Source organism: Halomonas sp. CH40, assembly GCA_041875495.1.
Classification (GTDB): Bacteria; Pseudomonadota; Gammaproteobacteria; order Pseudomonadales; family Halomonadaceae; genus Vreelandella.
Genome location: CP112982.1, coordinates 1,783,309 through 1,797,408 on the forward strand (window position 1 = coordinate 1,783,309; position 14,100 = coordinate 1,797,408).

14 protein-coding genes are annotated in these 14,100 nt (G+C 53.1%); 12 read left to right on the top strand and 2 right to left on the bottom strand.

Annotation, left to right across the window (positions count from 1 at the left end):
• Window position 1: 1 nt before the first annotated feature.
• The 4 genes from nei (at window position 2) to OR573_08235 (ending at window position 5,197) form a co-directional block, all read left to right on the top strand.
• A complete protein-coding gene (nei, locus tag OR573_08220) occupies window positions 2-829 on the top strand; it encodes an endonuclease VIII (protein ID XGA81587.1) in 828 nt (275 codons plus the stop codon).
• Window positions 830-1,055: 226 nt separating this feature from the next.
• The gene (locus OR573_08225) at window positions 1,056-2,561 is read left to right on the top strand and encodes a fumarate hydratase (protein XGA81588.1); all 1,506 of its coding nucleotides are present in this window, start codon (window positions 1,056-1,058) and stop codon (window positions 2,559-2,561) included.
• A 185-nt stretch (window positions 2,562-2,746) separates the two neighbouring features.
• Window positions 2,747-4,165, top strand: coding sequence for a cardiolipin synthase (gene cls, locus OR573_08230; GenBank protein XGA81589.1), 1,419 nt, complete (start codon window positions 2,747-2,749; stop codon window positions 4,163-4,165).
• 114 nt (window positions 4,166-4,279) lie between these two features.
• On the top strand, window positions 4,280-5,197 hold the full coding sequence (locus tag OR573_08235) for a LysR substrate-binding domain-containing protein (protein XGA81590.1): 918 nt from the start codon (window positions 4,280-4,282) through the stop codon (window positions 5,195-5,197).
• A gap of 49 nt (window positions 5,198-5,246) precedes the next feature.
• On the opposite strand, the gene OR573_08240 is transcribed toward OR573_08235, so the two are convergent.
• Window positions 5,247-6,356 carry a bifunctional nicotinamide-nucleotide adenylyltransferase/Nudix hydroxylase gene (locus OR573_08240; GenBank protein ID XGA81591.1) on the bottom strand — a complete coding sequence of 370 codons (1,110 nt, stop codon included), beginning with the start codon at window positions 6,354-6,356 and terminating at the stop codon, window positions 5,247-5,249.
• 232 nt (window positions 6,357-6,588) lie between these two features.
• On the opposite strand from OR573_08240, the gene OR573_08245 reads away from it, so the two are divergent.
• Together OR573_08245 and OR573_08250 are read left to right on the top strand one after the other, a co-directional pair.
• Window positions 6,589-7,512 (top strand): YihY/virulence factor BrkB family protein, encoded by a 924-nt coding sequence (locus tag OR573_08245; protein XGA81592.1) that lies wholly within the window; start codon window positions 6,589-6,591, stop codon window positions 7,510-7,512.
• 67 nt (window positions 7,513-7,579) lie between these two features.
• Window positions 7,580-7,855 carry an acylphosphatase gene (locus OR573_08250; protein ID XGA81593.1) on the top strand — a complete coding sequence of 92 codons (276 nt, stop codon included), beginning with the start codon at window positions 7,580-7,582 and terminating at the stop codon, window positions 7,853-7,855.
• Window positions 7,856-7,871: 16 nt separating this feature from the next.
• Here the strand turns inward: OR573_08250 and OR573_08255 are convergent, their stop codons facing one another.
• A complete protein-coding gene (locus OR573_08255; GenBank protein XGA81594.1) occupies window positions 7,872-8,834 on the bottom strand; it encodes a D-2-hydroxyacid dehydrogenase in 963 nt (320 codons plus the stop codon).
• A 209-nt stretch (window positions 8,835-9,043) separates the two neighbouring features.
• Between OR573_08255 and OR573_08260 the strand changes: the two genes are divergently transcribed.
• From OR573_08260 to ybgC, 6 genes are all read left to right on the top strand, one after another.
• The gene (locus tag OR573_08260; GenBank protein ID XGA81595.1) at window positions 9,044-9,325 is read left to right on the top strand and encodes a zinc ribbon domain-containing protein; all 282 of its coding nucleotides are present in this window, start codon (window positions 9,044-9,046) and stop codon (window positions 9,323-9,325) included.
• Between the two features lie 70 nt (window positions 9,326-9,395).
• On the top strand, window positions 9,396-11,174 hold the full coding sequence (gene aspS / locus OR573_08265; GenBank protein XGA81596.1) for an aspartate--tRNA ligase: 1,779 nt from the start codon (window positions 9,396-9,398) through the stop codon (window positions 11,172-11,174).
• Between the two features lie 131 nt (window positions 11,175-11,305).
• A complete protein-coding gene (ruvC, locus tag OR573_08270; GenBank protein XGA81597.1) occupies window positions 11,306-11,851 on the top strand; it encodes a crossover junction endodeoxyribonuclease RuvC in 546 nt (181 codons plus the stop codon).
• A 118-nt stretch (window positions 11,852-11,969) separates the two neighbouring features.
• Window positions 11,970-12,575, top strand: a complete 606-nt coding sequence (ruvA, locus tag OR573_08275; GenBank protein XGA81598.1) for a Holliday junction branch migration protein RuvA — start codon at window positions 11,970-11,972, stop codon at window positions 12,573-12,575.
• Window positions 12,576-12,593: 18 nt separating this feature from the next.
• Complete coding sequence (ruvB, locus tag OR573_08280) at window positions 12,594-13,631, top strand: Holliday junction branch migration DNA helicase RuvB (GenBank protein ID XGA81599.1); 1,038 nt, start codon at window positions 12,594-12,596, stop codon at window positions 13,629-13,631.
• Window positions 13,632-13,651: 20 nt separating this feature from the next.
• Entirely contained in the window at window positions 13,652-14,038 is a 387-nt protein-coding gene (gene ybgC / locus OR573_08285) for a tol-pal system-associated acyl-CoA thioesterase (GenBank protein ID XGA81697.1), read from the top strand.
• Window positions 14,039-14,100 lie beyond the last annotated feature (62 nt).

Genomic DNA, 14,100 nt, shown 5'->3' on the forward strand with positions numbered 1-14,100 from the left:
CATGCCGGAAGGTCCTGAAATTCGCCGTGCTGCTGATCGTATCGAAAAGCAGCTGATCAAGGGCATCATCGATGATGCCTGGTTTGCCTTTGATGAGCTAAAAGAGTACCCGCCTAAACTGATTGGCCAACAGGTCGAACGGGTCGAGACCCGTGGCAAGGCCATGCTGGTGCGTTTTTCGGATCAGCATGTTCTTTATTCCCATAACCAGCTTTATGGCGTATGGAAGTGCCATGCGGCAGATAAAGAGCCGGCTACGCGTCGTTCACTGCGCGCCCGCCTTGTGGTTAACGGGCGGGCGGCCAGTCTGTATAGCGCCTCGGATATCAGCATGTGGCTCGCAGACCGCCTGGAGGAACATCCTTTTCTGGCCAGGCTCGGCCCTGATTTGCTGTCACAATCAGTGAGTGAAGAGCACATCGCCCAGCGCCTGAAGGAGCCGTCATTTTATCGGCGTGGGCTGGGTGGCTTACTGCTGGATCAAGGGTTTGTGGCTGGTTTGGGCAACTATCTACGCAGTGAGGTGTTGTTCTTTGCCGGCTTGTCGCCTCGTCAGCGACCCTGTGATCTGAGTGAAGAGGAGCGGCGGCACTTGGCGCATTATATACTGGCGCTTACCTGGCAAGCTTACCGCACGGCAGGTGTTACCAACTGCCCTGAGTGGGTAGACAAGGCAACAAGCATGGGTGAGTCGCGTCGTCAGTGGCGCTTCAGTGTTTTTGAACGCGAAGGACTTCCTTGTCATCGTTGCGCTACATCGATAGCAAAAGTCAACATTGCTTCCCGCAGGCTATATTTCTGCCCGCATTGCCAATCCTTATCAGCGTAATTATTTTATACCGTTATCTTGCTTGCAAAACAAAAAAATCATCAAACTAAAGCACCAACAGCGAACAAGTTAAGCAGACTGCCCGTCACCGATAGATGGGGTATACTTGCCACCATAAAATGACCGTGTGGCTTATTAAAACGATTATCAAAAGCGTGGCGTGAGCGCCGTCTGAACGACGTATTGATGCCTGCATATGATAACCAGATACCGGGGAGTAACTTAAATGACCGTGATTCGCCAGGACGATGTAATTCAAAGCGTTGCCGACGCTCTTCAATATATTTCCTACTATCATCCGAAGGATTTTATTGATGCCATGGCGCAGGCCTATGAGCGTGAAGAAAACCCGGCTGCCAAGGATGCCATCGCCCAGATACTGATCAATTCCCGGATGTGCGCCACAGGTCATCGGCCTATCTGCCAGGACACCGGTATTGTGACCGTTTTTGTTCACGTTGGTATGAAGGTTCAGTGGGATGCCGACATGAGCCTTGACGATATGGTCAATGAGGGCGTTAGGCGCGCCTATCTACTGCCGGATAACATTCTGCGTGCCTCTGTATTGGCCGATCCTGATGGCAAGCGCGAAAACACCAAGGACAATACGCCTGCGATTATTCATCACAAGCTTGTGCCTGGTGATAAAGTGGAAATTCATGTAGCGGCCAAGGGCGGCGGCAGCGAGGCAAAGTCCAAGTTTGCCATGTTGAACCCTTCAGACAGCGTGGTGGACTGGGTGCTGGAGCAGTTGCCCAAGATGGGGGCCGGCTGGTGCCCGCCGGGTATGCTGGGTATCGGTATTGGAGGGACTGCTGAAAAGGCCATGGAAATTGCCAAGGAAGCCTTGCTGGACCCGATTGACATTCAGGAGCTACAGGCTCGGGGTGCCTCGAACCGCGCTGAAGAGCTACGTCTTGAGCTGTTTGAAAAGGTCAACCAGTCCGGAATTGGTGCGCAGGGGCTTGGCGGTTTGACGACGGTGCTGGATATCAAGGTCAAGGATTATCCCACCCATGCGGCCAACAAGCCGGTAGCCATTATTCCTAACTGTGCTGCTACCCGGCATGCGCATTTTACCCTTGATGGTTCTGGCCCGGTAGCACTGGCGCCGCCTAAGCTTGAAGACTGGCCGGAAATCACCCGTGAAATGGGCGATAACGTCAAGCGGGTCAACCTCGACACCATCACCCGTGAAGAAGTCAAAACCTGGCAGCCAGGTGATACGCTACTGCTTAATGGCAAGCTGCTGACGGGCCGTGATGCCGCCCATAAGCGGATGGTGGACATGATTGCCAAGGGCGAGCCTCTGCCGGTGGATATGAAAGGGCGCTTTATTTACTACGTTGGCCCCGTCGACCCGATCGGTGATGAAGTGGTTGGCCCGGCGGGCCCGACAACTGCAACGCGTATGGATAAATTCACCCGTACCATGCTGGAAGAAACCGGATTGTTGGGCATGGTGGGTAAAGCAGAACGCGGCCTGGCGGCCATTGAGGCAATCCGTGACAATGAAGCAGTGTATTTGATGGCGGTAGGCGGCTCGGCTTATCTCGTGGCCCAGGCCATCAAGAAATCCCGCGTAGTCGGTTTCAAGGATCTGGGGATGGAAGCCATTTACGAGTTTGAAGTGGAAGATATGCCTGTCACAGTGGCAGTTGATTCCCAGGGTACCTCGGTACACCAGACGGGACCTGCCAAGTGGAAAGAGATTATTGCTGAAAAAGCCTGATATCAGTGATTTGATATTCATGGCAAGCACTTTGCTCATTAAACGCGCTACTATCGGGCTCCGAATGTCGGGGCCCGTTTTTATATATAAATTGAATGGCCAGCTGCGATTGGCAAGTAAAACCTTGCCCTGAGCTGTTATAATGACGTCTGATTTTATGCCAATCGCACGTCAATGGAGTTGTTATGACCTCCTGGTTATGGGGAACGGGCCTGCTGTTGATATACCTTTTAGGTATTGTGTCGGCGGTTATGGCGCTTATGTCCAGTCGAACGTCCCAGGGGGCCATTGCCTGGATCATTTCCTTATTAACCTTTCCCTATGTTGCCGTGCCTGCCTACTGGTTTTTCGGTCGACCACGTTTTTATGGCTATGTATCGGCCAGGGGAGAGCGTGATAGCGTCTTGCGCCAGGTGCTTAACCGCTATCGGTCCAATATGCTGCCTTACTGTTCGCCCTCGCTGACGGCGGATATTCAGGCAGTAGAGCAGTTGGCCATGATGCCGCTGACGCAACAGAATCACGCGGAATTGCTGATTGATGGCAAAGAAACCTTTGAAAGTCTGTTTGCCGGAATTGACCGGGCAAAGCACTACGTGCTGATCCAGTTCTTTATTGTTCGCAATGATGCGTTAGGGCGGCGTTTGCAACACCATCTGGAACTGGCGGCCAAGCGCGGTGTTCGGGTGTATTTTTTATATGATGAAGTGGGCAGTCGAAAGCTGGATGAGGGGTATCTCAAGGATCTGTCCAATGTTGGTGTCAAGGTCAGTGCTTTCCGTTCATCACGCGGTTTCAAGCATCCTTTCCAGCTGAACTTTCGTAATCATCGCAAGGTGTTGGTGGTGGATGGTGAGCAGGGCTGGCTGGGCGGCTTCAACGTAGGGGTGGAATATCTTGGAGAATTCAGCCGTCATGGGCCCTGGCGCGATACCCATCTAATGCTGGAAGGCCCCAGTGTGCTGGGGCTTCAGGAAGCCTTCTGGGAGGACTGGCACTGGGCGACAGGGGAGGTGATCAATCTACAGTGGCAGCCTGTTGCTATGCCTGCGCCGAGTCATGATGTCGTCATTGTGCCTTCTGGCCCCGCGGATCGGTTAGATACGGCAAGCCTGCTGGTTCAGAGTCTGATTCATAGCGCCAACGAGAGATTATGGGTGACAAGCCCCTATTTTGTACCTGATCAAGGTGTCCAGGACGCTCTACGGTTGGCCGCAATGCGCGGTGTGGACGTGCGGGTGATGATCCCTGAGCGCCCGGACCACCTGCTGGTATTTCTATCTGCATTTTCATTCCTGCCAGATATGTTAAGAGCCGGTGTTAAAATATACCGTTATCTTCCTGGGTTCTTACATCAAAAAACCATCCTTGTTGATGACAATGCGGCCGCTATCGGAACCATCAATCTAGATAATCGGTCATTCAGGCTCAACTTTGAAATAACAGCGTTTATTCCTAGTCCCGAATTTGCAGCTCAGGTGAGATTAATGCTTGAAGAGGATTTCACCCAATGTCGTCGTGTGTCCCTGGACGAGATACAGCAGCGGCCTTTATGGAAAAAAGTCATCTCACGAGCAGCCTATCTAATGTCACCCGTACAATAAATGCTTAATGGCGTGGGTCATTTACATGGAAAGCATCTGTTAAGCATTGTGACCTGCCAGTTTTGGCGTTATTTATTATTATCGCAACACCCGTCATTTTATAAGGAGTCTGGGGTGAATTTGGAAACCAAGTGGTTGGAAGATTTTGTCGCCCTGGCCAATACTCGCAGCTTTTCCGCATCAGCACGTCAACGCCACGTCACCCAGCCTGCCTTCAGCCGCCGGATTAGAGCGCTTGAGCAGGCTGTGGACGTTACTCTGGTCGACCGTTCAACGACTCCGGTTGGATTGACCTCAGAAGGGCAGCTGTTTCTGATCACAGCACGTAACCTTGTTGAGCAGCTGAATGAATCACTGAGCCATCTTCGCGGGTTGTCTATTGCCAATGAAGCGCTGGATATAGTGGCTGCTCATTCACTAGCGCTGAGTTTTTTTCCGCCCTGGATTTCCAGGTTGCAGAAAGGTCTCGGTGAGTTGCCAACCCGCCTGGTGGCCATGAACGTAGGCGAAGCCATACACGTACTGCGAGAGGGCAACTGCGATCTGATGTTGGCCTACTACGACCCTTTTGCCACCATGCAATTAGACGCCGAAGTGTTTCCGTCTTTCTCGATTGGCAAAGTCAAGATGTTGCCCGTTTCCATAGCAGACGAGCAAGGTAAGCCGCTATTCTCTCTGCAAACAGATACCTCCATACCCTATCTGGCTTATACCCAGGGCGCCTTTCTGGGTCGCAGTGTGCGGATGCTGCTGAAAAATGATCCGCTGCGCCTAAAGTTACGCACCGTGTATGAAACCGCTATGGCAGAAGGCCTGAAAGGCATGGTGCTCCAGGGCGTAGGCGTGGCCTGGATACCTGATTTCTGCATCCGTGAAGAGTTAAAGAAAGGCACTCTGGTGCGAGCAGGCGATGAAAGCTGGGATATCCCGCTGGAAATACGCCTTTACCGGTGCTCATTGGTGCACAAGCCAGGGGTTGAACGCCTATGGCGGCAAATGATGAAGCTCCCCCGTGATTTTCTGGAAGCCTGAACGCAAACGAGGGAGAGCAAGAGAGAAGCAAAAAACAGAAAAGCTATAATTATCCACTGGTTCCAAAATCCGCTGGCAGCCCCAGAAAGTTCTGAATGATAAAGAAATGATCTTCGAACAGGCTGTCCGGCTCAAGATCGGCCAGCGCTATCCAGCGTGCATGGTCTCCGCCTTTGACAGGCTTGAGCCGCGGCAGCTGCTGATCCGGGCGCAAAGCAAAATAAAACGCTTCTGCCAGTGTTCTTCCACGCCAGCTGCGGTGGGGTTCGTCAAACAGGCGCTGACCACGCAGCGAACCTTTCAATACCGGCTCAGGCACTTTCAGGCGAATGCGTTCGCGCAACTCGCGCAGGCAGGCATCCAGTAAACGCTCATGAGAATTGATAAAACCACCAGGCAGCGCGTAAAGCCCTTTGCCCGGTGCTGCTTTACGGCGAACAAGTAATACGTGCCCAGATTGAACGACCACCGCGTTCACTGTCACAAAAATAGGCGGGTAGGGTGCTTCCGCCCAAGCTTTGCGGTATTGATCAAGCAGTTGCTGTTCTTCAATCAGGCGCTGATAGGCTTCTTCCTGACAAAACTGCTGAACGTATTCAATCACCCCAGGTGGCAAGTCATGAAAGGCACCGGTACTGAGATAATCATTACTTGAGCCTTGAGAGCGAAACAGGCGTTCACGGATCTGGCTGGCTGAAATACCTTCCACCACGGGCACACTGACAGACTCCCACTGCGGAAACAGTGAAAGATAGTAACTGGACTGCCCGCGACTGGCACCAATCAGGCCGATTCTCGGCAGCTTGCCATTTTCAGGAACGGTAAGATCGCGTACGCGCCTTTGTACGTCGCGTACCCAAACATCATCGTTATAGAGTGCATCCAGCAAGGGAGTAATCTCAAGGCGCTGATTCTCTTCATCGTCAAAACTGGAGGTCAGCATCTTCTGGCGGTCGTTGAACTGCCAGGGGTTTCGCAATGAGCGCGCCTGCCAGGCCGACCCGACCAGCACGATGACCTGGCTCGCCTGTTTTAATGCTTCACGGATAACGGCCACATGCCCTAGGTGAGGTGGCTGAAAACGACCAATAAATACCAGGCAGTCAAATTCATAGCCTTTATCTGCAGCAGGGTGTTCAAGTGTTTGAACGCTGGGCATTGATGACTCCCAAAAGGTGTTGAAGCACAGATGATTTAGCTGATTAGCCTGTGTTTAGCTGGTAGCCATTATGGCAGTGAACCGGGCTAACGCAATTGGCTGACAGCCTGATAAGCGACTTTAATTCAGGTATGCTAACAACAATTCTTGATGAAACCATGACTTTGAGTAGATCAGGCGTTCAGCCTCGCCAGGTCGAAGAAATTGTCAGTTAAGCTACAAGGAAGACAAGATGCTCAAGCGCTCAGTGATTTTCTGGAGCCAGGTAGTCAAAGACGCGGTTCAACTCTGGTTAGAGCGGAATGCCTTCAGTTATGCCGGCTCCCTGGCCTTCTATACTCTGTTTTCTCTGGCCCCCGTCGTTATTATTGCAGTCACCGTGATTGGTGTGGTGATGGGTGAAGATGCCGCTCATGGGCAGATTGTCGCCCAATTGCAGGAGACTATGGGTGTCGAAGCTGCCAGTGCTATTGAACAGGCTGTTGCACAATCACGGATAGAGGAAGCCGGTATTCTACCTACTCTATTAGGGTTCGGTGCTTTGCTAGTGGGCGCCACCACAGTATTCGGACAAATGCAGTTTTCGCTTAACACCATCTGGGGCGTCACCGCCCGACCAACCGCTAACAGTGCACTGATTTTCCTTAAAAATCGCTTCTTGTCCCTAACCGTGGTGTTATCAATAGGCTTTATCCTACTGGTGTCACTTGCGGCTGGGGTAGTCGTCCGTGCCATGCTAAAGGCAGCAGATGACTTGCTTCCGTACACGACTCTGATAGCTTCCAGCGCTGAATCATTAATATCGCTGGGCGTTGTCATTCTGCTGTTCGCGACTATTTTTAAGGTATTACCGGATGTGGTACTGCGCTGGCAGGACGTACTGATTGGTGCGGTGGTCACGGCGGTATTGTTTACCATTGGGCGCAGCGTGATTGCCATCTACCTTTCCCATACCGCTACAGCCTCTACTTATGGCGCTGCAGGCTCAGTGGTGATGATTCTTTTATGGGTTTATTATTCGTCCTTGATACTGCTGTTTGGCGCAGCGTTTACACGTTCACTGCTGTTAAGGCGCAAAAGGCCTTTGATTCCGCGCAATAGCGCTGTCATTGTGCAACGCGAGTTTATTGATAAAGACAGCGCCAAGCATCAATAGCGAGGTAGTTGTGAAGAGTAAGTATGTGGAACCGATGCAAGCAGATAGCCTATAAAAAGGAGCTTCCATGAAACAGTCCAGTGTACGGGCATGGGTCACAGGCAAGGTTCAAGGGGTGTGGTTTCGTCGAGCCACCCAGGAACAGGCACTCAAGCTGGGCCTCACCGGCTACGCCAAGAACCTCCCCGACGGGCGGGTAGAGGTTCTGATGTGTGGTTCCAGCGATAATATAAAGGTGTTATCCCAATGGTTATGGCACGGCCCTGAAAATGCTCGGGTCACTCACGTTGAACTAGAGGTGCTTGATCAGGTGGCAATGCCCGATCATTTTTCAACCTATTAGCAGCCAATAAGAGGCCTCAGGCAGACTCTTTCCAAGCCTGAATATTCTCAGCTGTCAGCCTGACAATATTTTGCCTTGCTTCCGGTGTGATCCAGGCGTTATGCGGCGTGACGATAAGGTTTAAGGGGGCTGCCTGGCCTGTAGCGCCAGCGTGTAAAGCATCGAGTAGCGGGTGACCGTTTCGGGGTGGCTCTTCAGGTAGTACATCCACGGCCAGGCCGCCTAGCTGACCCGCCTTAAGAGCCTCTAACGCGGCCACTTCATCAACAATGCCTCCGCGCGCGCAGTTGACCAGCAGCAGTGATGACTTGGCATTTGCCAACCGCTCACCATTTATCAGGTGGCGGGTATTTGCATTCAGCGGGCAGTGCAGGCTGATAATATCTGCTTGTGGAAGCAGGTCATCCAGAGATGGGCGTGCGTCATTTGCCTCATTGCCGGGGCGGGCGGCAAAACTGACCTTCATTCCGAAGGCTTCAGCCAAGCGCGCGACCTCGCTACCCAATTCACCTTTTCCCACCATGACAAGCTGTTTGCCAGCAAGCTGAACGGTGGGATGATCCTGGAGGCAGAAAAATGCGCTTTGCTGCCATTTACCCTTAGCAATATCGGCCTGGTATAGCGGCAGGCGGTTAGCCAGGGTAAGCATCAGCATCAGGGTGTGCTGGGAGACACTGGCCGTGCCGTAAGCGTTCACGTTCATGACCTCTATGCTATGCGCCTTGGCAGCATCAAGATCAATATTATTGAGGCCGGTGGCCAATACACAGATCAGGCGTAAGCGAGGCAGCGCCTGTAAGGTGTCAGCATCGATGATCACCTTGTTGACGATTGCAATATCGGCATCCTGTAAGCGCTCTCTGGCCTGCTGTGGGGTGCTTTGCTGATAAACGTCAAGCTGATTCACTTGGCTTTCAATGGCAGTAAGATCAATATCTGGTCCCAGGCTTTCGGCATCGAGAATGACGGCATTAGCCATTTATATGTCCTTTCATGTTATTCAGGTATGTTTTATGTAGTGCTTAACCTTGCTCGCCAGGGGCAACAAAAGGGTATAATACGTTCGCTTGATTATTTGCCATCTTGGAATTTCTCCGGCTGGCCGCATATACACAATGGCAGACCCTATGAATGCCATCACTTTGTCTTTGCTTCGATTTTCATGCGTTGATAACAGGAGTTTATAACATGCCCATCTATGAATACGAGTGCAAGGCCTGCGGCCAGCGTTTGGAAAAACTGCAGAAAATGAGCGCAGACCCGCTGACCCAATGTCCAGAGTGTAAACAGGATACCCTGTCGCGTCTGGTGTCGGCAGCAGGCTTTCGCCTGGCCGGAGGCGGATGGTATGAGACCGATTTCAAAACGGGTAGCAAGAAGAACCTGGTGGCTGACAAGTCCGACGGCACCTCTACCCAGAAGACTAGCACAGACAAAGGCTCAGCCAAGAACAGTGATGCTGCCGCCTGATAGCGCATCATTGGCTATAAAGCCTGCCCAAACGTAATTTTATTAGCCACGAAACAGAACAGGATTTGACATGCGCAGCCATTATTGCGGCCAGCTGAACGAAACATTGGTGGATCAAACGGTTACCGTTTGCGGCTGGGTACACCGCCGCCGTGACCACGGTGGGGTGATTTTCCTCGATATGCGTGACCGTGATGGGATTGCGCAATTTGTTGTGGACCCTGATACCGCCGAAGCATTCGCCCATGCCGACCGTGCCCGTAGTGAATATGTGCTGCGCGTGACAGGCCGCGTACGTCTGCGTCCTGAAGGCACCCAGAATCCCAACATGCCCACCGGCATGATTGAGGTTCTGGCCAAGGAAGTCGAAGTGCTGAATGCCGCCGCCACGCCGCCTTTCCAGCTTGATGAGCATGGTAAGGTAGGCGAAGAAGTACGTCTCAAGCACCGCTATATTGATCTGCGTCGTCCGGAGATGATTGAAAAGCTGCGTCTGCGTTCGCGTATCTCGCACAATGTGCGGGCCTACCTCGAAAACCAGGGTTTTCTGGATATCGAAACCCCGGTATTGACTCGGGCCACACCGGAAGGCGCCAGGGACTATCTGGTACCCAGCCGTACCCATGCGGGCAGTTTCTTTGCGCTTCCCCAGTCTCCGCAGCTTTTCAAGCAGCTGCTGATGGTGGCCGGTTTTGATCGCTACTACCAGATTGCCAAGTGCTTCCGCGATGAAGATCTACGCGCCGATCGTCAGCCAGAATTCACCCAGATTGATATCGAGGCATCGTTTGTCAGCGAAGATGACATCATGTCGATTACCGAAGACATGATCCGTCAGCTGTTTAATGATGTGCTGGATGTCGAATTGCCGGTTTTCCCGCGGATGACCTGGCATGATGCCATGCAGCGTTTTGGCTCCGACAAACCTGATCTGCGTATTCCGCTGGAATTGACCGATATTGACGATCTGATGAAGCAGGTCGACTTCAAGGTGTTCTCAGGCCCTGCCAACGCTGAGGATGGCCGAGTGGCTGCCCTTAAAGTGGCGGGCGGTGCCAGCCTGTCGCGCAAGGTAATCGACGAATATACCAAGTTTGTCGGCATCTATGGCGCCAAGGGTCTCGCCTGGATCAAGGTCAACGAGCGTGCCAAAGGCATCGAAGGGCTGCAGTCGCCTATCGTCAAGTTCATGGAAAACGTGGTGGAAGAGCTGCTTGACCGCGTGGATGCCAAAGACGGTGATATCATCTTCTTTGGTGCTGACAAGGCGTCTATCGTCAATGAGGCGATGGGGGCGTTGCGCGTCAGAATTGGCGCTGATCTAGACCTTTACACCCATGAATGGGCACCGCTGTGGGTGGTTGATTTCCCGATGTTCGAAGCTGACGGCAACGGCCGTTTAAGCCCCTTGCATCACCCCTTCACTGCACCGGCCTGTTCACCGGAAGCGCTCAAGGCAGACCCGGCAGCGGCACTGTCACGCGCTTACGATATGGTGCTTAACGGCACTGAACTGGGTGGCGGCTCACTGCGTATCCATGACCAGACCATGCAAAGCACTGTCTTTGACATCCTTGGCATCGGTGAAGAAGAAGCCCGTGAGAAGTTTGGCTTCCTGCTGGACGCCTTGCATTATGGCGCGCCGCCCCATGGTGGCCTGGCCTTTGGCCTGGATCGCCTGGTGATGTTGATGACCGGAGCGACCACTATTCGCGAAGTCATTGCCTTCCCGAAAACCCAGAGCGCGGCTTGCCTGATGACAGATGCACCGGGAGATGTCAGCACCGAGCAGCTTAAAGAGCTCAATATTCGTCTGCGTCAGAAAGCCAAGGCTGACGCCAGCGAATAAGCTATGTCTTGGACGCTGTCCTGAGTTTCTGAATTGCACCGACGTCAAATGGCGTCGGTGTTTTTTCAGCCATTTATTGTGTATCTCGATAGTCATTTTGGATAAACCGTCATGAAACAGCAACCAACCTCGTGTTAACCAAAGAGTTAACCGTGCGTATTCTGGGCATTGATCCAGGCTCGCGGATTACCGGTTATGGCGTCATTGATGTCCACCACGGTCAGCCTGTTTACGTGGCGAGCGGCTGTATTCGCACTACCGATAGCGCTCTGGAGCAGCGCCTGGCGCAGATCTATGCGGGCTTAAGCGAAGTTATTGGCCAGCATCGGCCTAATGCGGTAGCCGTTGAGCGAGTGTTTTTGGCCAAGAATGCCGATTCAGCGCTCAAGCTAGGGCAGGCCAGGGGAGCGGCGCTGGTGTGTATGGCTAACCACGGCCTGGCGATCAATGAATATGCCGCTCGTCAGATCAAGCAGACCGTGACCGGCCAGGGTGGCGCTGACAAGCTACAGGTACAGCATATGGTTACGGCGCTGCTGAAGCTACCGAGTACGCCCCAGGCAGACGCCGCCGATGCCCTGGCGATTGCCGTGACAGATGCTTATTCCCGCAGCGGGCTTTGGGTACCTGCTCCACAGCGTCGCACCCGCCGAAGCAGTGGACGCTGGCGGTTATAAAAGAGCGGCCTTAAATATGCCCATCGGGCAATGAACTGGCTATCTGTACAGATAAACTTTATATTGGCAGGCATCAAAAAACACGTGATCTTTGCCTTGCTAAGGAGTGGGTAACCCTATGATTGGACGCCTGACAGGGCAGTTGCTGCAAAAGCAGCCACCGTGGATTGTAATTGATGTGCATGGCGTCGGGTATGAACTCGAAGCGTCAATGACTGCACTGGTGGCGCTACCTTCCGTGGGTGAGCAGGTTTCCCTGTTTACCCATCTGACCGTGCGTGATGATGCCCATCTGCTGTATGGTTTCGTGCGGGAACAGGAACGCGCGCTGTTCCGTGCCTTGATAAAAGTCAACGGTGTAGGGCCCAAGCTGGCCTTGGCAATTCTGTCCGGGATGGATGAAGATGCCTTCATGCGCTGCATCCGCGATGACGACAGCAAGGCGCTGACCCGTTTGCCCGGTGTTGGCAAGAAAACCGCAGAACGCCTGATTATCGAAATGCGCGACCGCTTTCCAGAATGGGAACAAACTTCCAGCGAACCCTCACTGCTTGACCCGCAAGCCAATCCCCAGCACCGCAATGCTTTGGCAGATGCGGAGTCAGCCCTGGTCAGTCTTGGCTATAAGCCTACCGAAGCAGCAAAAATGCTGTCAGGCCTGGAGGCAGATCAGCCCACGGAAGCCTTGATTAAAGCGGCGTTGACCCAGCGTATGAGTAGCTAACAATGGGTGAGGAGCAGCATGCTTGAACATGATCGTCTGATTGCCGCAGCACCTGAGCAGGGTGAAGTCCGTCTGGATCACGCTATTCGTCCCAAACGCTTGGCTGACTACATTGGCCAGCCGCGTGTACGTGAACAGATGGAAATCTTTATTGGTGCGGCCAGGCTGCGGGAAGAAAGTCTTGACCATACGCTGGTATTCGGCCCTCCGGGGCTGGGGAAAACCACCTTGGCCAATATCATTGCCGCAGAAATGGGCGTTGGGCTCAAGTCAACCTCAGGGCCGGTTCTGGAACGGGCGGGCGACTTAGCGGCGATGTTGACCAACCTGGAAGAAGGCGATGTGCTGTTCATTGATGAAATACATCGGCTTTCGCCCGTAGTAGAAGAAGTGCTTTATCCGGCCATGGAAGATTTTCAGCTCGATATCATGATTGGCGAAGGGCCTGCAGCACGCTCGATCAAGCTTGATCTGCCGCGTTTCACGCTGGTGGGCGCTACTACCCGTGCTGGGCTTTTGACATCGCCTCTGCGCGACCGTTTTGGCATTGTCCAGCGGCTGGAATTCTATAACCTTGCCGAGCTGACCGAGATTGTCACCCGTTCCGCGCGCTTGCTTGAAGTGCCTTCCACCCCGGATGGCTGCGAGGAGATCGCTAAACGCTCCCGGGGAACACCGCGGATTGCCAACCGCCTGTTAAGGCGGGTAAGGGATTACGCCGATATCAAAGGACGTGGTGAAATCGACACGCCGATTGCCGATGCGGCACTCAATATGCTTAACGTTGATCATCACGGCCTCGACCATATGGACCGGCGCCTGCTATTGGCCATGATAGATAAATTTGACGGCGGCCCGGTCGGGGTGGATTCCCTCTCCGCGGCGATCGGTGAAGAGCGTGACACTATCGAAGATGTCATTGAACCCTATCTTATCCAGCAGGGCCTGATGATGCGCACCCCACGTGGGCGTGTGGTCACTCGCCAGGCCTGGTCGCATTTCAGTCGCGTCCCCCATGAACAGGCCACAGACGCTGGTGGAGAAACCCGACCATGACAACAACACCCTCTTTTAGCATGCCCGTCAGGGTATATATGGAAGATACCGATGCCGGTGGAATTGTCTATTACGTCAATTATCTGAAGTTCATGGAGCGGGCGCGCAGCGAATGGTTGCGTTGTCACTGCATTAATCAACAGGCGTTGCTGGTCGAAAATACTCAGTTGGTGGTCTATCGTCTAACCTGCCACTATGCAAAGCCCGCACTGCTTGATGATGCCTTGACAGTGACGGCTGTGGTGACAGACGTGGGGCGCTGCAAGGCTACTTTCGAGCAAGTAGTTGAACGTGAAGGGGAACTACTTTGCAGTGCCACGGTCGAGATAGCGTGCTTGAATGCCAGAACCATGAAACCCAAGAGATGGCCAGCTCAGGTACTCAAGGTATTTAATATCAGTGAGTAATGACTGATGTCAGCTAATGCCTATGATGCCTTTAGAGACGACGAGGATAACCGTGAACGAAA